This window comes from Agrobacterium tumefaciens, from assembly GCF_013318015.2.
GTDB lineage: Bacteria > Pseudomonadota > Alphaproteobacteria > Rhizobiales > Rhizobiaceae > Agrobacterium > Agrobacterium tumefaciens.
On the sequence record NZ_CP115842.1, the window covers coordinates 465,829 to 483,321 of the forward strand.

Sequence of the window (17,493 nt, forward strand, 5' to 3'; positions counted from 1 at the left end):
CTGGAGATGCGCGATGCAGAGATCGACATTGTGGCTCATGCTTGGGGTTTTTAGTCTTTTACCCACCATTGCAGCCGCCGACGAGACCCAACCGCCTACACTCGAAACCATTGCCAGAACCGGCACCATCCGGCTCGGCTTTGCCGACAGAAATCTTCCCTTTTCCTATATGGGAATTGGTCCGGAGCCGATCGGTTACAGCATCGAACTGTGCCTGAAGGTGGCGGATTCCATCAAGAAGAAGTTGGGCCTGCCGGAATTGAAAATCGATTTCGTCAAGCGCACCCCCAGCAACCGCATCACGCTTCTCAATGACGGCACAATCGACATGGAATGCGTGGCGAGCACGAATACGGAGGAAAGACGCAAGGCAGTGTGGTTTTCCTACAGCCACTTCATCACCGGCACGCGTTATGTCGCGCTGAAATCAAGCAACATGACAAGCGTCAGCGATCTTGCCGGACGAACCGTGGTGGTGACGACGGGAACGATCAATATCAGTCAGCTGAATGTGCTTAACCGCAAACTGGGACTGAACATCGCCGTCCTGCAAAATGACAGTACGGAAGGCAGTTTCGACATGGTGACGGAAGATCGAGCCTCGGCCTTCGTCATGGACGATATTCTTCTGAGGTCCTTCGTCGCTGAAACGGGCAAGCCAGAAGACTATTCCATCTCGAACGAATATCTCGCCCCACCACAACCCTATGGCCTGATGCTCCGACGGGGCGACACCGCCTTCAAGAACGCCGTCAACGAAGCCCTTGGGAAAATTTATGCAAGCGGCGAAATCAACGCGATCTACGACAAGTGGTTCAACGCGCCGATCCCGCCGAACGGCATAAACCTCAAGCGCCCGCTTCCCGACGATCTGGCCGAGGCATTTAGAATGCCGGTCGATACGACGGCCGAGTAAAGAAAAACGCCGCCCTGCAAGGGGCGGCGGTATTCGGAGAAAACATCACGCGGCGCGCAGGTCGGCGCTCAACGGTATCTCGACATCGATCTCCAGTATGGAGACGTGCTCGTCACGATCCATCTTCACATGCACCCGATCGTTATCGATCTGCACATGCTTGGCGATGACGGCGAGAATTTCTTCCCGGAGGACGGCGACGAGATCGGTTCCCGACGACGCCCTTTCGTGGGCAAGCAGCACCTGCAGTCGCTCGCGCGCAAGCGGTGCCGACTTTTGTTTACGGAATAGGCCGAAAATGCTCATGCAGCCCTCCTAGCAAAGATCTTGGAGAAGATACCCCGCTTTTCGCCCGGAATGACCACCGGAATGTCCTCGCCTGACAGGCGGCGGGCAGCGTCGAAGTAAGCCATGGCAGGTGCACAACGGGCATCCGCGAGCGTAACCGGTGCACCGACGTTGGAAGCACGCAGCACATCCGTGCTTTCGGGAATGATACCGAGCAGCGGAATGGAGAGGATTTCCAGAACGTCGTCGACCTTCAGCATGTCGCCGCGCTCGGCACGGGCCGAATCGTAGCGCGTCAGAAGCAGGTGCTTTTCCATGCGCTCGCCGCGTTCGGCCTTCAGCGTCTTGGAATCGAGCAGGCCGATGATGCGGTCACTGTCACGCACCGAGGAGACTTCCGGATTGGTGACCACGACGGCCACATCCGCATGGCGCATGGCCAACGTCGCTCCGCGTTCGATACCGGCCGGGCTGTCGCAGATGACCCAGTCGAAATGTTTCTTCAACTCGGCGATTACCCATTCCACGCCTTCCGGCGTCAGATTGTCCTTGTCGCGTGTCTGCGAGGCGGGCAGCAGGAACAGCGTCTCGAGGCGCTTGTCGCGGATCAGCGCCTGCGTCAGCTTGGCATCGCCCTGGATGACGTTGACGAGATCGTAGACCACCCGGCGTTCAGCACCCATGACGAGATCGAGGTTACGCAGTCCGACGTCAAAATCGACAACCACGACCTTCTGCTTGTTCTGCGCCAATGCGGCGCCAAGCGCTGCGGTCGAGGTGGTCTTGCCAACCCCGCCCTTGCCGGAAGTAACAACGACTACCTTCCCCATACGGCTCTCCTGTTCCTGTGTTGTTTTCTCTATGTCGTCAGCCAAGTTTTTCGGCCTTTATCGTATCGTTTTCCAGCCACAGCTGAACGGGCTGGCCGCGCAGCTTGTCGTCAATGTCCTCGGCAACCTTGTAGACGCCGTCGATTGCCAGTAGCTCCGCTTCCAGCTTGCGGCAGAAGATGCGCGCCGAAACATTGCCAAGCGAACCGGCCATGGCGCGACCGCGCAACGCCCCGTAAATATGCACCGACCCGCCCGCGATGATTTCCGCACCCGAGGCGACCGAACCGATGACGGTCACATCGCCTTCGGGGAACATGATCGACTGGCCGGAGCGCACCGGCTCGTTGATGACCAGCGACTGGACCACGGCCCGAACCTCGCCCGAAGCGCGCGGCTTTTCTTCGGGCAATTCGGCGGCAATGGCGACGGGCTCGACCTCGACATCTGAAGCGGGCTTTCCGCCCTTCAGCGACGGCGGCATGCCCGGCTCGATCATCGAGGGGCGAACACCTTCGATCCCCATGATGCCGACATTACGTTCCGTCAGCGCTGCCAGCAGAGCCTTCAGCCCTGCCTTGTCCAGCGACAGCTCAGACGCATCCAGAACCACCGGACGCGACAGGAAGAACCCGGCTGAACGTGCAGCAAGATCATCCAGCCGTTCCAGCCATTGATCGAGCGGAGCTTCAGGGGACAGAACGACCGCGAGGAAGGAGCGGCCTTTGATACGGATCGAACGCTGGTCTGTTAGCACTTTGGTCATCTAGGTAAACAAATCGTTGACAATTAGGTACCTCGAATATGGTTAACAAATGGTTAACAACGCCCCTTAAACGACGGTTTCGTTAAGAGAATTCCGCTGCGAAAAATCTCATGCACAACATTCATAAGCTCCGTTTAGCTTTTGATTTTGCGAACTTTGACTTCTTTCGAAAACTCACAATAGCAGTTGATCCTTGCTGCAACCTGACGCCCGCATGACCGTATGCGGACGCCCTCCCCTGCCTGACCATGCCCCGAGTCGCAGTCCGTTCAAACTGTCCGATTCCGGCACGATGTCCGCCACTGGCGGATGGGTCGCCATTTGCTTGAGGAGCGGAAAAACGATTCCGTTATGCCTGCCGATGCTATAGACACGAGGCCAACCCGACACATCCAACGGAAGAATGCGATGCACAGCAAAGTCCCGGCGACCGCCCAGATCTCCTCGCGCGAATATGGCGCCTTCCTGTTCGACATGGATGGAACGCTGCTGAATTCCATTGCGGTGGTAGAGCGGGTCTGGCGCGAATGGGCCGTAGACAACGGGATAGAGCCGGAGGCTTTCCTGCAGCGCATCCATGGCATGCGCGCATCCGAGGTTGTGCGTCGCGAGGCAGTTCCCGGCCTCGATATCCAGGAACAGGCGGATATGCTTTTGCAAAAGGAAATGGACGATGTTGACGGCATCCTCCAGATTCCGCAGGCAGCCGCATTTCTTGAGAAATTGCCGGCCGGAAAATGGGCTATCGTCACCTCCGCCGCCCGCGCCCTTGCCGAACTCCGGTTGGCTGCGGCAGGCCTCACACCGCCTCCAGTGATGATCTGCGCCGAGGACGTTGTGAACGGCAAGCCTGACCCGGAGGGTTACAGAAAGGCTGCTGCGAAGCTCGGCGTTGCACCTGAAGACTGCGTCGTCTTCGAAGATGCGCCCGCCGGCATTCAGGCGGGGGAAAGCATGGGCGCAACGGTCGTGGTCATTAACGCCACTCATTCGCATCCCATCGAAACGCCGCACCTTTCGATCGGTGGGTACGGTGAGCTGGACGTCACTATCGGCGACGGCGGCGGCTTGAAGCTCACAAGTAACAAGGGCTGAAAAGCCAACCCAAACATGCGGTGTCATCCTCGGGTCTGTCCCGAGGATCAATCACGTTTCGTAAAATCCAATCCATTGCGCCGAGCCTGCCGCACCGGTCTCCAGTCTTTCGCCGTGTAGTTTTCCTCTAGCGGCCAATTGACAGCACCGCATAAATCCTACCTAATAAAATTGGTAAGACCATCTTACCGCTTGCGCGAAGGGGGGAGACTTTCGCGCTGGGAGGACATCATGTTTGTGGCTCTGGAGCCGCGCCGCCTCTACAGGCTGGTCGCGGAACAAATTCGCTTGCTTATCGAGAGCGGGGAACTGACGGACGGTCAGCGCCTGCCGGCGGAGCGCGATCTGGCGGAACGTTTTGGCGTGTCCCGCCCGACGGTGCGGGAAGCGCTGATCGTTCTGGAAGTGGAAGGCCATATCCATATCCGCATGGGTTCGGGCGTGTATGTGAACACGTCCCGCACGGCTAACAAGGCAAAGTCACCCGTGCCGGACGCGCACGGCCCCTTCGAAATCCTGCAGGCGCGCTGCATCATTGAAAGCGCTATTGCCGAGGAGGCCGCGCGGCTTGCCACGTCTGAATGCATCGCCAGGCTGGACGACATCATCGAACGCATGGCCGGGGCGCTCGACAATTCGCCGCAGGCCCTCAACCTGGACCGCGCCTTCCACACCGCCATTGCCGACATCATCGGCAACTCGGCGCTGAACCGCTTTACCGGCCTGATCTATGACGAGCGCAGCCTTTCGCCCTATTTCGAAAAGCTCGCCAGCTATTTCGAGGGTCCTCACACATGGATTCTTGCGGTTCAGGAACACCGGGTGATCCGCGACGCGATCGCGGCGAACGATCCGGAAGGGGCACGCGAGGCGATGCGCCAGCATCTGACGCTGTCGCAAAAGAGATTTTCCGAGAGTTTCGGGGAGGAAACGATCGGAGAAGAGTGACCGCGCCGCAACCGGCGACGGGAAAAACAGAAATCTGGCTTTAATTCGGGAGGAGTTAAGAATGAAAATCAGATTGTCGACTTTGATGGGTGCAACCGCTGCCATTTTGCTTTCGGCTTTGGCGGCACAGGCGCAAACAACGCTGAAATGGGCGCATGTCTACGAGACCTCCGAACCGTTCCACACGGATTCGGTCTGGGCTGCGGAAGAAATCGCCAAGCGCACCGACGGCCGCTACAAGGTGGATGTATTCCCCGCCTCGCAGCTCGGCAAGGAAGCGGATATCAACCAGGGCCTGAAGATCGGCACGGTGGATATCATCATCTCCGGCTCCAGTTTTGCCGCACGTGACTTCAAGCCGATCGGCGTCACCTATTTCCCATATATCTTCCGCGACCCGAGCCATCTGATCGCCTATACCAAGAGTGATATCTTCAAGCGTCTTGCCAAGGGTTACGAGGACAAGACCGGCAACCACATCGCCGCCGTCAGTTACTACGGCACGCGCCACACCACGTCGAACAAGCCGATTGCCAACTGCGCCGACATGGCGGGGCTGAAGATGCGTGTTCCCGACGTTCCGGCCTATCTCGCCATGCCACGCGCCTGCGGCGCCAACACGACGCCGATCGCATTCGCAGAAGTCTATCTGGCGCTTCAGAACGGCACGGTCGATGCACAGGAAAACCCGCTGACCACCATCGAGGCAAAGAAGTTCTTCGAAGTGCAGAAGAACATCGTGCTGACCGGCCACATCGTCGACCACCTCAATACGGTGATCTCGAAGAACCTGTGGTCCAAGCTTTCCGATGAAGACAAGAAAATCTTCACGGACGTCATGCAGGAAGCCGCCGTGCGGACCACGAAGACCATCGAAGGACGCGAAAAAAGCCTCGTGGAAGAGTTCAAGAAGCGTGGCCTGAACGTCGCAGAGGTGGACAAGGCGGACTTTGAGAAGAACGTCATGGAGAAGGTGAAGTTCGAGGACTTCGGTTACGACAAGGCCGACTGGGAAGCCATTCGCGCCGTCAAGTGAGCCAAGATCCGGTGCGGCCTTCGTTGCCGCACCGCCCTTTCTCTCCAGACGGGATATCTCAATGTCGCAGGAAATTCATACTCAGGTCACGCCTGAAGAACTCGCCCACACGTTTGACGAGGCGCCGCCCGAAGTTGACCTGAAGGTCTACGCCTTCGAGGACTGGGTTACGCTTGGCCTTTTCTGGCTGATGACAGGTTGCGTGTTCCTTCAATTCTTCACCCGTTACGTGCTTAACGACAGCTATGCCTGGACGGAAGAAATCGCCGTCAACTGCCTGATTGGCGTGGTGTTTCTAGGTTCGGTCATGTGCGTGCGCATGTCACGCCACATCCAGGTGGATGTGCTTTATCACTACGTTCCGCCGCAGGTTGCCCGCGTCATGTCGATCCTTGTCGACGTGCTGCGCATCGTGTTCTTCGCCTACACCTCGTGGCTGATGTGGCGGTATCTGGAAATCGTCGCGGACGAGGAAATGGTCACCGTCGCCCTGCCGCGCAACATCGTTTTCTATACGGTTCTGGCCGCTTTCGTCCTCATGTTCTTCCGTTCGGTGCAGGTCTTCATCGCCAATATGCAGCGTGGCTATTCCGTTCTGGAACGGCCGGAAGAATTCCAGAGCGCGGGGGATTGAACATATGCTTATTCTTATCGGCTCGTTTCTTCTGTTGATGCTGATCGGCCTGCCAGTCGCCATTTCAATGGCCACGGCATCGCTTCTCTACATCGTCTCGTATAATGTCGCGCCAGATATCATCGCGGCGCAGCGTCTGATTGCGGGCGTGGAAAGCTTCCCGCTTCTCGCCGTTCCCTTCTTCATCCTTGCCGGCAATCTCATGAACACGGCAGGGGTGACGGGACGCATCTATTCCTTTGCCGTGGCGTTGGTCGGCTGGATGAAAGGTGGTCTGGCACAGGTCAACATCATCGGCTCGGTAATCTTTTCCGGCATGTCCGGCACGGCCCTCGCCGACGCCGCCGGCATCGGCACCATCGAAATCAAGGCCATGAAGGATCATGGTTATCCGGTCGAAGCGGCCGTCGGCGTCACCGCCGCCTCCGCAACGCTCGGGCCGATCTTTCCGCCATCGTTGCCCTTCGTCATCTACGGCATGATGGCAAACGTCTCGATCGGCGCACTGTTCATGGCCGGCATCGTTCCAGGTGTCGTCATGACGCTTTTGATGATGATCACCGTTGCCGTTTTCGCCTACGTCAAGGGTTGGGGTTCCGATACGCCGTTCAACCTCAGAACCATCTTCGGCGCTTCGCTTGAAGTGCTCGTCGTCATGATGGTGCCGCTCGGCATCTATCTACTGACGCTGTTTGGCCTGTCGCTCAACCTGTCGATCCTGATCGTGCTGGTGGTCTTGCTCGCCTGCGACTGGTATTTCGACTTCTCTGCCGTGATGGCCCTGATGACGCCGGTGATCCTGATCGGCGGCATGACGATGGGCTGGTTCACGCCGACGGAGGCGGCTGTCGCAGCCGTGTTGTGGTCTCTGTTCCTCGGGCTTGTCCGTTACCGGACGATGACGTTCAAGTCGCTGGCAAAATCGACCTTCGACACGATAGAGACCACGGCATCGGTTCTCTTCATCGTTGCGGCGGCATCAATCTTCGCATGGCTTCTGACGGTGAGCCAGGCAGCACAGTTGCTATCGGCGGCGATCCTGACGATCACCGACAGCAAGTGGATTTTCCTCCTGCTGGTCAACCTGCTGATGCTGTTCGTCGGCTGCTTCCTAGACACGATCGCGGCAATCACCATCCTCGTGCCGATCCTGCTGCCGCTGGTGCTGCAGTTCAATATCGATCCGGTGCATTTCGGCCTCATCATCACCCTCAACCTGATGATAGGGCTGCTGCATCCGCCGCTCGGCATGGTGCTGTTCGTGCTCTCACGCGTGGCGAAACTCTCCGTCGAGCGCACGACCGTCGCCATTCTGCCGTGGCTGGTGCCGCTGTTCGTGGCGTTGTTGCTGATAACCTTCATTCCGGCGATCACGCTATGGCTTCCGACGGAAATGGGTCTCATCCGCTGACCAGCACAACCCCTGCCCGCGCGGCTCGCCGCGCGGGTTTCATTCATCCAATCCACATAAGATGAGAGGCATCGTCATGCAGACACGCGTGGCACGTCTATACGGCCGTGAAGATATCCGCGTTGAAACGCAGGACATGCAGGCCCCCGGCCCCGGTGAAGTGCTGCTGGCCATGGCGGCGGGCGGCATTTGCGGTTCCGATCTACATTATTATCAGGACGGCGGCTTCGGGCCTGTGCGGGTGCGCGAGCCGATCATCTGCGGCCATGAGGCATCGGGGCGGGTGCAGGCGCTGGGCGAAGGCGTCAGCGGGCTCGCACTCGGCCAGCTCGTCGCCGTCAATCCCTCGCAGCCTTGCGGCCATTGCCATTTCTGCCTGAAGGGCCAACCGATCCATTGCCTCGATATGCGCTTCATGGGCAGCGCCATGCGCCTGCCGCACGAACAGGGCATGTTCCGTGATCGGCTCGTGGTTCCGGCAAAACAATGCGCGACATTTTCAGACACCACTTCGCCCGCCGAAGCCGCCTGCACCGAACCGCTTGCGGTCTGTCTGCATGCCGTCGCACAAGCGGGCGATCTGACCGGCGCCAAGGTGCTGGTAACGGGCGCCGGGCCGATCGGCCTCTTGACGATTGCCGCCGCCCGCCATGCCGGTGCCGGCATCATTCTCGCCACCGACCTGACCGATGCGGCGCTGGAGCGCGCGCCCGCCATGGGGGCGGACCGCACCATTAATGTCGCGAAAAACGCAGAAGCACTTTTACCCTATCAGGACAATAAGGGGTATTTCGACGTCGTTTTCGATTGCTCCGCCGCGGCACCTGCGCTTCGCGCCGCCTTCGCCTGTGTACGTCCGCGCGGTACGGTCGTGCAGGTGGGCGTCACCGGTGACATAACCATTCCGCTCAATGCGCTGGTGGGCAAGGAAATCCTCTGGCGCGGCTCGCAGCGTTTCCACGACGAATTCACCATTGCCGCCGGCCTGATCTCCACGCGCCGGATCGATGTGCGGCCGATCATTTCCCACAGCTTCCCTCTTGAAGAGGCGAAATCTGCATTCGAGCAGGCTGGAGACCGCTCCGCCGCCTGCAAGGTGCAGCTGACATTTTCCGCAGAATAATGTTTGAGGATAAAAAATGAGACATACATGGCGCTGGTTCGGCCCGGTGGACAAGGTCACGGTTCAGGATGCGGCTCAGGCAGGGGCGGAAGGCATCGTAAGCGCGCTGCACCACATCGCCACCGGCGATGTCTGGCCGGTGGACGAGATCGCCAAACGGCATGAGGCGATCAAGGCCGGTGGGCTGTATTGGGACGTGGTGGAAAGCGTGCCGGTCTCCGAGGAGATCAAAACCCAGACGGGCGACTGGAAAAACCATATCGCCAACTGGCAGGAGACGCTGCGCCGCCTCTCCGCCACGGGCATTCGCACCGTCTGCTACAATTTCATGCCGGTGCTGGACTGGACCCGCACCGATCTGCGCTGGGAAACGAAGCACGGCGCAAAAGCCATGCGTTTTGACCTTTCCGATTTCGCCGCCTTCGACATTCACATTCTCAAACGCCCCGACGCAAAGACCGATTATCCGGAGTGGCTGATCGAGGAAGCGGCAAAACGTTTCGCCGATATGCCGGATACGAAGATCGCCGCACTCGGACGTAATATCGGCGCGGGCCTGCCGGGTTCGGCGGATGGTTACACGCTCAGCCAGCTTCTCGAAAAGCTGCGCTCATATCACGGCATAAACCGCGAAAAACTGCAGCAGAATCTGATCAACTTTCTGTCGGAAGTGACGCCGGTCGCGGAAGAAGTCGGCATCAACATCTGCGCCCACGGCGACGATCCTCCATGGCCGCTGCTTGGCCTGCCGCGTATTCTTTCAACGGAGTCCGACTACGCCCATATGCTCTCGCAAGTCGACAGCCGCGCCAATGGTGTTACGCTCTGCACCGGCTCGCTCGGCGCGCGGGCGGATAACGACCTGCCGTTCATCGCCAGCCGTTTTGCAGACCGCATCCATTTCGTGCATCTGCGCAACGTCACGCGCGACACGGACACCGTGCCCTGCTCCTTCTTCGAAGACGAGCATCTGGAAGGTGGAACGGATATGGTCGCCGTTATCGCAGCACTTCTGTCGGAAGAATCCCGCCGTCGCGCGGAGGGCCGTGCAGACCACACCATTCCGATGCGGCCCGACCATGGCCAGGAAATCCTTGATGACCTGACGCGCGGGGCGCAGCCGGGTTATCCCGCCATCGGCCGATTGAAGGGGCTGGCAGAGCTTCGCGGCATCGAGCGCACGCTGTCGCATGGCCGTTTCGGATTGGCGAAGCAGGCGAATTAAGCCGTCACGATTGGCCGCCGGCAGCCTCTTAGCTTGCGGTCAATCGCGTCCTGAATTGAAGATACGAAAAGGCGGAAAGCCCACCGGCAATGGCGCCAACGGCTTTCACAACTGCATCTGTCATATGCGGATGCCGTGTGGGCGACAGAAATTGCAGCGCCTCGATGCCGAAAGCCGCCACGACACCCGCGACAATGATGGCAAGCCAGTAACGCGGATAAGCCAGCACGAAGGCAGCCGAACAGAAGGCAAAGGCGGCGGCGCGGTCGATGCCGACGGTCGTCAGCGTATGCGGCCGAAGCCCGATCGGGCAAACTGTAACGATCACGATCAGCAGCAGAACCGACCAGGCGATGTATTTCGGAAGTCTATTTGTCATCATGGCGTCACAATAGAGCGCTGCGCGCATAAACGGAAGATCGTCTTTTTCTTCCACCGCCCAATAAATCACACTTTTTGGACAGATACTGCACAAACCGGCTTTCGCTGAAGCCTTACTCGGGCTAAGGCAGAGGGCAACCGGACAAGGATCGCGGCTGATGGCCTTTCAGGCTGTCGCCCTTCGGTCCGGTTTTACGGTATCGGGTGGATTTTCCACACAGGATCAGATTTTCAGGGAAGAGCACAATGAGTTTCAAGCCGCACGGCAAACATCTGGTTGCAGGAGAATGGGTCGCCACGGAAGCGAAATTCCGCAGCGAGCCTGCACATGGCGAAGCTTTCGATTTTTCGGTCGGCACCGTCGATCTGGTGAATGCGGCCGCAGAAGCAGCCGAAGAGGCTTTCTGGAGCTATGGCTATACGACCCGCGAAGAGCGCGCCGCATTCCTCGACACCATCGCCGATGAGATCGAGGCCCGCGCCGACGCCATCACTGAAATCGGCACGTCCGAGACCGGCTTGCCCGCAGGACGCCTGCAGGGTGAACGCGGCCGCACCACCGGACAGCTTCGCCTTTTCGCATCGCATATCCGCAAGGGCGACTATCTCGACCGCCGCCACGACGAAGCGCTTCCGGATCGCCAGCCGCTGCCGCGCCCGGATATCCGTCTGATGCAGCGTCCGATCGGCCCCGTTGCGGTCTTCGGTGCTTCCAACTTCCCGCTCGCCTTCTCGACCGCCGGTGGAGATACCGCCGCCGCTCTCGCAGCCGGCTGCCCGGTTGTGGTCAAGGGCCATTCCGCCCATCCCGGCACCGGTGAAATTATCGCCGAGGCCGTTCTCGCCGCCGTCAAGAAGCACAATCTGCATCCCGGCGTCTTCTCGCTGATCCAGGGCGGCCGCCGCGATGTCGGCTCTGCGCTCGTCCAGCATCCGCGCATCAAGGCAGTCGGCTTCACCGGCTCGCTCGCCGGTGGCCGCGCGCTGTTCGATCTCTGCGCCCAGCGTCCGGAACCGATCCCTTTCTTCGGCGAACTCGGTTCTGTCAACCCGATGTTCCTGCTGCCGGAAGCCGTTTCCGCGCGCGGTGAAGCCATCGCCAAGGGCTGGGCAGGTTCGCTCACCATGGGTGCTGGCCAGTTCTGCACCAATCCCGGCATTGCCGTGGTGCTTGCCTCGCAGGCGGATGCCGTGTCGGAAACCGCACGGGCGGCCCTTTCCGAAGTCGGCCCGCAGGTCATGCTGACCGACGGTATCGCCGCTGCCTATCGTGACGGTCGCGACCGCATCGCAGCCGGCAACGGCGTGCGCGACGTTTTGACCACCACCTGCGACCTGCGTAACGCAACGCCTTACCTGTTCCGCGTTTCGGGCAAGGACTGGGTTGCCAACCACGCGCTCGCCGAAGAAGTCTTCGGACCGCTCGGCCTGATCGTGACGGTCGACAGCGCTGAAGAAATGATCGAAGTGGCAAAGAGCTTCGAAGGTCAGCTGACAGCGACCATGCATCTTGACGCAGGTGACGCCGAACTCGGCCGCAAGCTGCTGCCGATCCTCGAGCGCAAGGCCGGCCGCGTTCTCGCCAACGGCTTCCCGACCGGCGTTGAAGTCTCCGAAGCCATGGTTCACGGCGGCCCCTACCCGGCTTCCACGAACTTCGGCGCGACCTCGGTCGGCACCATGTCGATCCGCCGCTTCACGCGCCCTGTTTCCTACCAGAATATTCCTTCGGACGTTCTGCCGCAGGATATCCGCTGATCAAAAAAATGGGGAGGGCGCTCCTGCGCCCTCCCCATTCACAATAGTGCTTCGGTATCAGGCCGACTGGATCGCCTGTATTTTCTCGATGCCGCCGACAGTGCCGGCGAAATCCTGCCAGACGCCCTGCGCCCCCTTGCGCCACTCATCCAAGGCTTCCGGCTGCAACACCTTGCCGCCCTTCGAAATCGCAAGCTCCACCGATTTCGCCTCGTCCTCGACGATCAACTGGTTGAAATAGAGCGCGCCTTCGCTTGATGCTTCGGTCAGGGCCATCTTCTCTTCGTCATCGAGCTGGTTCCAGAAAGCCGCACCATAATAAACCACGCCCGATGCCCAGATATGGCCGGTCTCGGTCATGTAGGGTACAACCTCGTAAAGCTTGAAACCCGCATAGGCGGACTTCGTCAGATCCATGGCGTCGGCTACGCCGGTTGACAGTGCATTATAGGTCTCGGTGATGGGAATGCCGACCGGCGTGGTGCCGAAGGCGCTCCACAGCTTGGTATGCAGCGGGCTCTGGATGACGCGGATCTTCTTGCCGTTGAGCTGCTCTGGCCGGGTTACCGGCTCCTTGGTCAGGAGATGGCGCGCACCGTAATTGATGAAGTCTACGGCCACGAATTGCTGCGCGCCAAGCTTTGTCTTCAGCTCGCTGCCGGTCTCGCCCGTCACCACCTTGCGCACATGGTCTGCATCGCGGAACAGGAAGGGCAGATCGAGGATTTGCAGTTCCGGCACCCAGCCGGAGAGCGAAGAGACCGTGGAAAGGCTCGCCTGAACCGATCCGAGACGAATATTTTCCGCCACTTCCTTTTCGCCGCCCAGCGCACCGCTCTTGACGATGTTGAAGCGGAAACGGCCGGGCAGCTTTGCCTCCACCAGCTCGCTGATCTTCACCCAGATTTTCGTCTCCGGCTTGTCGTCCGCGAACAGGGAGGCGACCGTAATGTTGCGGGTCCTGGCATTTGCGTTGCGCACGAAGGCGGGCGTGGCAAGTGCTGCCGCACCCGCAGCGGAGAGTTTCAGGAGATTGCGACGATCGATAATAGTCATGAATAAAACCCCGGATTTAGAAGACAATGGCCCAGGCGCACAGAATGGCGAGGGAAACGAGAAGGGATAGGAGATAGGGAACCACGGCCTGGAACAGCGCTGTCGCCGGAATGCGGGTGACACCGCTGACGACGAAGATCAGCATGCCGAGCGGTGGTGTGAGGCCATGGATCATCAGGTTGACCACGAGAATGACGCCGAAATGGATGGGATCGATGCCGGCCGCGACGGCCGCGGGCAACAGGATCGGTCCAAACAGCAGGATGGCCGCACCGATATCCAGCACCAGCCCCACCACGAGCAGGATGAGGTTGGAAAGCAGAAGCACCGCGATCTTGCTGCCGCCAAGCAATGTCACGAAATCCGTGACGAGGCCGGAGACGTTATCGACCGCCAGAAGAAAGGCGAAGGGGCCTGCCGTGCCGATAAGGAGACCGATGGCCGCCGCCTCACCGGCTGATTGCCGGAAAGTTGCGAAGATACGCCCCGCGCCCAACCGGTACCCAAAGCCGAGAAGCAGCGTGTAGAGTGCGGCAAGTGCGGCCGCCTCCGTGGTGGTGACGACACCGATGCGGATGCCGACCACCACGATGACGCCGAGACCGAAGGCGGGTATAGCGGCGATAGCCGAGCGCCAGCGCTCCGTGCCCGTGGCGCGCGGCAGGGTATCGACGCTGCGCACGCTCCAATGGATAGCCACCGCAAGGCAGATCGCCATCAGCCCGCCGGCGAAAAAGCCGCCGACCAGCAACGAGCCCACCGACAGGTTGGTAGCCGTTGCGAGGATGAGAAAGGCAATGGAGGGCGGGATGACATTGTCGAGCACCGAGGTTGCAGCGATAATCGCGCCCGCCTGCGCCGGCGGATAGCCGTGTTTGACCAGTTCCGGCTGGAACGTTGAAGCGCCGAAGGCGGCGTTGGCGACAGAGGAACCGGATGCGCCGGAAAACAGCACGCTGGTCAACAGCGTCGTCTGCGCCAGCCCTGCCCGGCGGTGTCCAACCATGGAGGCGGCGAACCGAACCAGCTGGTTGGCAACGCCCGATTCCGTCAGCAGGCTTCCGGCCAGCAGGAAGAAGGGGATGGCGAGCAGCAGGAATTTCGACATGCCTGTTACCGTTGAGGAAACGATGGCCGGCTCCGGCAAGGTACTGCCGAAGGCGATCGCCACATAGGCTGCGGCGAGAAAGGCATGGGCGAGCGGTGCTGCCAGCACCAGCCCCACCGCCGCCGTAAGCGCCAGAAACAGGCTGGGCGGCAGGCTCGTATCAACGAAGACTTCCGGCAGGCCGACATAGGCCGCAATTGCAATGGTGAGAGACACTAGAACGGCAAATGTCTTGCCCTCACTGACACGCTGAAGCGCCAGGTAAAGAAGGATCAACGCGCCGCCTGCACCCAGAAAGCCAAAACGCACCCATTCCGGCAGACCGAGCGTCGGAGACGTACCGCCCAGCATCGCCGCGATTTCAACCCCACCGAAGGCGAGGATCAGTGCTGCGATGAAGGAGAAGGCATCCGCCAGAACTTCGGTGGCGGCATGGAACCGCTCAGGCAAAAACCGCACGAAAACATCGAGCCGCATGGCAAGCGCGCTTTTGAGACTGAGCGGCGCGCCGACCGCGATCATCGCCACATGCAGCCAGATGCCGAGATCTTCCGCACCGATGAAGCCGGTGTGAAACAGATAACGCAGGGTGACATTGACCAGCACCACCACGAGAAGAGTTGCCAGGATTGCGGCGGCGACTGCGCCAAGCGCCTTGTCCAGAACGGCAAGCGCCCGCTCCGCCGCACGCTGAGGGCCGATGCGCCGTTGTGCAATCGTTGTTGCCGGACCAGCCGTCATGTCTTTTTTCTCCACTCCCGGAAGGCCATGTTTACGATGCCTTTGCCGAGAGGTCGCGGTCGAACAAGGTCGACCAGGTGAATTGTTTGGCTGACGAGACTTCCCGCGATACATCAAGACGCGGAAGAACCTTTTCCCCGAAACGGAAGGCCTCTTCCAGCAATGGCATGCCGGACAGAATAAAGGTATTCACGCCCGCCTTTTTATAGGCCTCCAGCGTGCGGATCACCGTATCGGGCGAGCCGACAATTGCGGTGCCCGGTCCCGGCCGGACAAGACCGATGCCGGCCCAGAGATTGGGGGCAATTTCGAGATCACGCAGGTTCTCAGGCGTCTGTCCACCATGCATCGCCGTCATGCGCTGCTGGCCGACGGAATCGGTCTTGCCGACGAAACGCTGGTTGGCTGCAATGGCACGCTCGTCCATGCGCCCGTAAAGATCGGCGGCGGCGGCCCATGCCTCTTCATCCGTATCGCGGACAATCACATACAGGCGAATGCCGTATTCCAGCTCACGGCCGAGTTTCTCCGCCCGCGCCTTGACGAGATCGACCTTCGCGCCGATCTGGTCGGGCGTTTCGCCCCAGGAAAGATAGGTCTCGACATGTTTGGCGGCAACCTCGATCGCCTTGTCCGAAGAGCCGCCGAACCATAGCGGTGGTGGCTCTATGCCTTGCCCCACCGGCAGTGCAAACTTTGCGCCTTCGGTCTGGAAATGGCGGCCCTTGAAATCGACCGTCTCACCGGCAAAAAGACGATGCCAGATCTGCAGATATTCATCCGCCATATCGTAGCGTTCGTCATGCGGCATGGTCATGCCATATGCACCGAGCATCTTGGCATCGCCCGAGACGACGTTGATCAGCAGGCGTCCGCGCGAAAATTCCTGAAGCGTCGCCGCCATCTTGGCGAGCAGCGTTGGCGCGACAAGACCCGGATGAATCGCGACCAGAAACTTCAGCCGCTCGGTATAGGAAAGCAGCGCGCCAGCCAGAACCCACACATCATGCGCGCCGGTGGCAAACAGGGCGCCTGTGTAACCAAGCTGATCATAAGCAAGAGCAAGCTGCTTGTAATAACCGAGATCAACCTTGCGGGATCCTTCCGGTTGCCAGGGATAGGCGCCATCGGGCGCGCACATATACCAGAAAACGTTCATCTGTCGCCTCCCGCGCTGGCTGATTGTGGGGCCGGTCTCTGCCCGGTCAGAACCGGTAGAGAGAAATGGCCGTGCCTGTAAAGCGTATCGGCCTCCTCCTGCTGTTCGGCAAGGATATTTTCGGCGGCGGGCACCACCGAAAGATCGCGTGAGCGCAGCACCTTTGCCCAGGACTGCGCATCGCCTTCGCTGCCCGGCTCGGCGGCAAGAAGGGCCGCGGCTCTGTCTATATCCGCCATGACGGCGCGGCCAACGCGGTCCAGTTCGGCGGCAATCGCATCGCGTTGTTCCAGCGCCACAGTGTGACGCGCAAGCGTCCAGAACAGCGAACGGTTGGGAATGGTGGAGCCGCAACGGACCAGAAGACTGATCCCGTCATGGGTCAGGGCTTTTTCGAGCCGTGGCGACATCGTCACCCAGGCATCGACGCGGCCTTCCACGAGATCGCGCAGGCTATCGCTGTCACCGCTCTCGATGCGTATTACATCCGCAAGACCAAGCCCCACCCCTTCCAGGCTACGCGCAAGAAGATAGGTATGAAAAGACCCGTCAATCAGCGATATGCGTTTTCCCGAAAGGTCGGCCGCAGAGCGGATGGGGCTGTCGCGCCGCACGAGGATCGCGCCGTTTGCGGGGCGTGGTGCCGAGGCGGCGATATAAGCTACGGAAAGCCCGCGCGCATCCGCCTCGATTGGCGGCGTCGAGCCCGTGCCGCCGAAATGAATTTCGCCTTTTTCCAAAAGCGCTGCGGTATCGCGCCCCTCGCGGTAGGGCACGAATGCCGGATCGAATTCATCAAACGCGCCGGGCCAAAGCCGGGCGAGCCGCAAATGCAGATTGTTGGGATGGACCCCGATTTTCATGTCGACACCTCATTTCTCAATCAATCTACTTTTTTATAGAATGTTTTCGAGGAACGTTTTGGCGATCCTCTGCGGGAAAGCGAAAGAGAAATCTATCAATCCTGTAGATTTTAAAAATTTCCTGACGCGGTCAAACTCGGCTTAATCAAACCATT

Annotated in this window: 17 protein-coding genes; 9 read left to right on the top strand and 8 right to left on the bottom strand. The window is 59.9% G+C overall.

The features are described from left to right. The first annotated feature begins 13 nt into the window (after window positions 1-13). Entirely contained in the window at window positions 14-916 is a 903-nt protein-coding gene (locus tag G6L97_RS15665) for an amino acid ABC transporter substrate-binding protein (RefSeq protein ID WP_003510747.1), read from the top strand. A 45-nt stretch (window positions 917-961) separates the two neighbouring features. Here G6L97_RS15665 and minE read toward each other — a convergent pair whose 3' ends face one another. From minE to minC, 3 genes are read right to left on the bottom strand one after another with little or no spacing between them, the layout of a single operon-like run. Next, a complete protein-coding gene (gene minE / locus G6L97_RS15670; protein ID WP_003510750.1) occupies window positions 962-1,222 on the bottom strand; it encodes a cell division topological specificity factor MinE in 261 nt (86 codons plus the stop codon). Then, a complete protein-coding gene (gene minD, locus G6L97_RS15675) occupies window positions 1,219-2,034 on the bottom strand; it encodes a septum site-determining protein MinD (protein ID WP_003510752.1) in 816 nt (271 codons plus the stop codon). Before minD ends, minE begins: the two co-directional genes overlap by 4 nt. Before the next feature lie 37 nt (window positions 2,035-2,071). Then, the gene (gene minC, locus G6L97_RS15680) at window positions 2,072-2,800 is read right to left on the bottom strand and encodes a septum site-determining protein MinC (RefSeq protein ID WP_003510754.1); all 729 of its coding nucleotides are present in this window, start codon (window positions 2,798-2,800) and stop codon (window positions 2,072-2,074) included. 408 nt (window positions 2,801-3,208) lie between these two features. On the opposite strand from minC, the gene G6L97_RS15685 reads away from it, so the two are divergent. The 7 genes from G6L97_RS15685 to uxuA all read left to right on the top strand — a co-directional run bounded on the left by G6L97_RS15685 (window position 3,209) and on the right by uxuA (window position 10,272). After that, window positions 3,209-3,895, top strand: a complete 687-nt coding sequence (locus G6L97_RS15685) for an HAD family hydrolase (protein ID WP_174003340.1) — start codon at window positions 3,209-3,211, stop codon at window positions 3,893-3,895. Between the two features lie 231 nt (window positions 3,896-4,126). Further along, window positions 4,127-4,843 (top strand): FadR/GntR family transcriptional regulator, encoded by a 717-nt coding sequence (locus G6L97_RS15690; RefSeq protein WP_013761517.1) that lies wholly within the window; start codon window positions 4,127-4,129, stop codon window positions 4,841-4,843. A 61-nt stretch (window positions 4,844-4,904) separates the two neighbouring features. Beyond that, window positions 4,905-5,879: a sialic acid TRAP transporter substrate-binding protein SiaP gene (locus G6L97_RS15695; protein WP_013761518.1), complete on the top strand. Its 975-nt coding sequence runs from the start codon at window positions 4,905-4,907 to the stop codon at window positions 5,877-5,879. A gap of 61 nt (window positions 5,880-5,940) precedes the next feature. After that, window positions 5,941-6,513, top strand: a complete 573-nt coding sequence (locus G6L97_RS15700) for a TRAP transporter small permease (protein WP_013761519.1) — start codon at window positions 5,941-5,943, stop codon at window positions 6,511-6,513. Window positions 6,514-6,517: 4 nt separating this feature from the next. Next, window positions 6,518-7,924 (top strand): TRAP transporter large permease, encoded by a 1,407-nt coding sequence (locus G6L97_RS15705; RefSeq protein ID WP_003510762.1) that lies wholly within the window; start codon window positions 6,518-6,520, stop codon window positions 7,922-7,924. 76 nt (window positions 7,925-8,000) lie between these two features. After that, entirely contained in the window at window positions 8,001-9,047 is a 1,047-nt protein-coding gene (locus G6L97_RS15710; RefSeq protein WP_174003341.1) for an L-idonate 5-dehydrogenase, read from the top strand. Between the two features lie 16 nt (window positions 9,048-9,063). After that, on the top strand, window positions 9,064-10,272 hold the full coding sequence (gene uxuA / locus G6L97_RS15715; protein WP_174003343.1) for a mannonate dehydratase: 1,209 nt from the start codon (window positions 9,064-9,066) through the stop codon (window positions 10,270-10,272). A gap of 28 nt (window positions 10,273-10,300) precedes the next feature. Here the strand turns inward: uxuA and G6L97_RS15720 are convergent, their stop codons facing one another. Continuing rightward, on the bottom strand, window positions 10,301-10,654 hold the full coding sequence (locus tag G6L97_RS15720; RefSeq protein WP_065659707.1) for an antibiotic resistance protein VanZ: 354 nt from the start codon (window positions 10,652-10,654) through the stop codon (window positions 10,301-10,303). Between the two features lie 245 nt (window positions 10,655-10,899). On the opposite strand from G6L97_RS15720, the gene G6L97_RS15725 reads away from it, so the two are divergent. Next, entirely contained in the window at window positions 10,900-12,411 is a 1,512-nt protein-coding gene (locus G6L97_RS15725; RefSeq protein ID WP_013761523.1) for an aldehyde dehydrogenase (NADP(+)), read from the top strand. A 57-nt stretch (window positions 12,412-12,468) separates the two neighbouring features. On the opposite strand, the gene G6L97_RS15730 is transcribed toward G6L97_RS15725, so the two are convergent. The 4 genes from G6L97_RS15730 to G6L97_RS15745 are packed head-to-tail and all read right to left on the bottom strand — an operon-like array spanning window position 12,469 to window position 17,338. Beyond that, window positions 12,469-13,467: a TRAP transporter substrate-binding protein gene (locus G6L97_RS15730; protein ID WP_174003345.1), complete on the bottom strand. Its 999-nt coding sequence runs from the start codon at window positions 13,465-13,467 to the stop codon at window positions 12,469-12,471. Between the two features lie 16 nt (window positions 13,468-13,483). Further along, window positions 13,484-15,316 (bottom strand): TRAP transporter large permease, encoded by a 1,833-nt coding sequence (locus G6L97_RS15735; protein WP_174003346.1) that lies wholly within the window; start codon window positions 15,314-15,316, stop codon window positions 13,484-13,486. A 31-nt stretch (window positions 15,317-15,347) separates the two neighbouring features. Continuing rightward, window positions 15,348-16,475, bottom strand: a complete 1,128-nt coding sequence (locus G6L97_RS15740; protein ID WP_174003347.1) for an LLM class flavin-dependent oxidoreductase — start codon at window positions 16,473-16,475, stop codon at window positions 15,348-15,350. Further along, entirely contained in the window at window positions 16,472-17,338 is an 867-nt protein-coding gene (locus tag G6L97_RS15745) for an ABC transporter substrate-binding protein (protein ID WP_174003349.1), read from the bottom strand. Before G6L97_RS15745 ends, G6L97_RS15740 begins: the two co-directional genes overlap by 4 nt. Window positions 17,339-17,493 lie beyond the last annotated feature (155 nt).

What these genes read in the sequence shown, in the direction of transcription:
- G6L97_RS15740 (WP_174003347.1), bottom strand. Translation starts at nt 16,475, where the DNA reads ATGAACGTTTTCTGGTATATGTGCGCGCCCGATGGCGCCTATCCCTGG.
- uxuA (WP_174003343.1), top strand. Translation starts at nt 9,064, where the DNA reads ATGAGACATACATGGCGCTGGTTCGGCCCGGTGGACAAGGTCACGGTT.
- G6L97_RS15700 (WP_013761519.1), top strand. Translation starts at nt 5,941, where the DNA reads ATGTCGCAGGAAATTCATACTCAGGTCACGCCTGAAGAACTCGCCCAC.
- G6L97_RS15695 (WP_013761518.1), top strand. Translation starts at nt 4,905, where the DNA reads ATGAAAATCAGATTGTCGACTTTGATGGGTGCAACCGCTGCCATTTTG.
- G6L97_RS15705 (WP_003510762.1), top strand. Translation starts at nt 6,518, where the DNA reads ATGCTTATTCTTATCGGCTCGTTTCTTCTGTTGATGCTGATCGGCCTG.
- minE (WP_003510750.1), bottom strand. Translation starts at nt 1,222, where the DNA reads ATGAGCATTTTCGGCCTATTCCGTAAACAAAAGTCGGCACCGCTTGCG.
- G6L97_RS15710 (WP_174003341.1), top strand. Translation starts at nt 8,001, where the DNA reads ATGCAGACACGCGTGGCACGTCTATACGGCCGTGAAGATATCCGCGTT.
- minC (WP_003510754.1), bottom strand. Translation starts at nt 2,800, where the DNA reads ATGACCAAAGTGCTAACAGACCAGCGTTCGATCCGTATCAAAGGCCGC.
- G6L97_RS15685 (WP_174003340.1), top strand. Translation starts at nt 3,209, where the DNA reads ATGCACAGCAAAGTCCCGGCGACCGCCCAGATCTCCTCGCGCGAATAT.
- G6L97_RS15720 (WP_065659707.1), bottom strand. Translation starts at nt 10,654, where the DNA reads ATGATGACAAATAGACTTCCGAAATACATCGCCTGGTCGGTTCTGCTG.
- G6L97_RS15665 (WP_003510747.1), top strand. Translation starts at nt 14, where the DNA reads ATGCAGAGATCGACATTGTGGCTCATGCTTGGGGTTTTTAGTCTTTTA.
- G6L97_RS15725 (WP_013761523.1), top strand. Translation starts at nt 10,900, where the DNA reads ATGAGTTTCAAGCCGCACGGCAAACATCTGGTTGCAGGAGAATGGGTC.
- G6L97_RS15735 (WP_174003346.1), bottom strand. Translation starts at nt 15,316, where the DNA reads ATGACGGCTGGTCCGGCAACAACGATTGCACAACGGCGCATCGGCCCT.
- G6L97_RS15730 (WP_174003345.1), bottom strand. Translation starts at nt 13,467, where the DNA reads ATGACTATTATCGATCGTCGCAATCTCCTGAAACTCTCCGCTGCGGGT.
- G6L97_RS15690 (WP_013761517.1), top strand. Translation starts at nt 4,127, where the DNA reads ATGTTTGTGGCTCTGGAGCCGCGCCGCCTCTACAGGCTGGTCGCGGAA.
- G6L97_RS15745 (WP_174003349.1), bottom strand. Translation starts at nt 17,338, where the DNA reads ATGAAAATCGGGGTCCATCCCAACAATCTGCATTTGCGGCTCGCCCGG.
- minD (WP_003510752.1), bottom strand. Translation starts at nt 2,034, where the DNA reads ATGGGGAAGGTAGTCGTTGTTACTTCCGGCAAGGGCGGGGTTGGCAAG.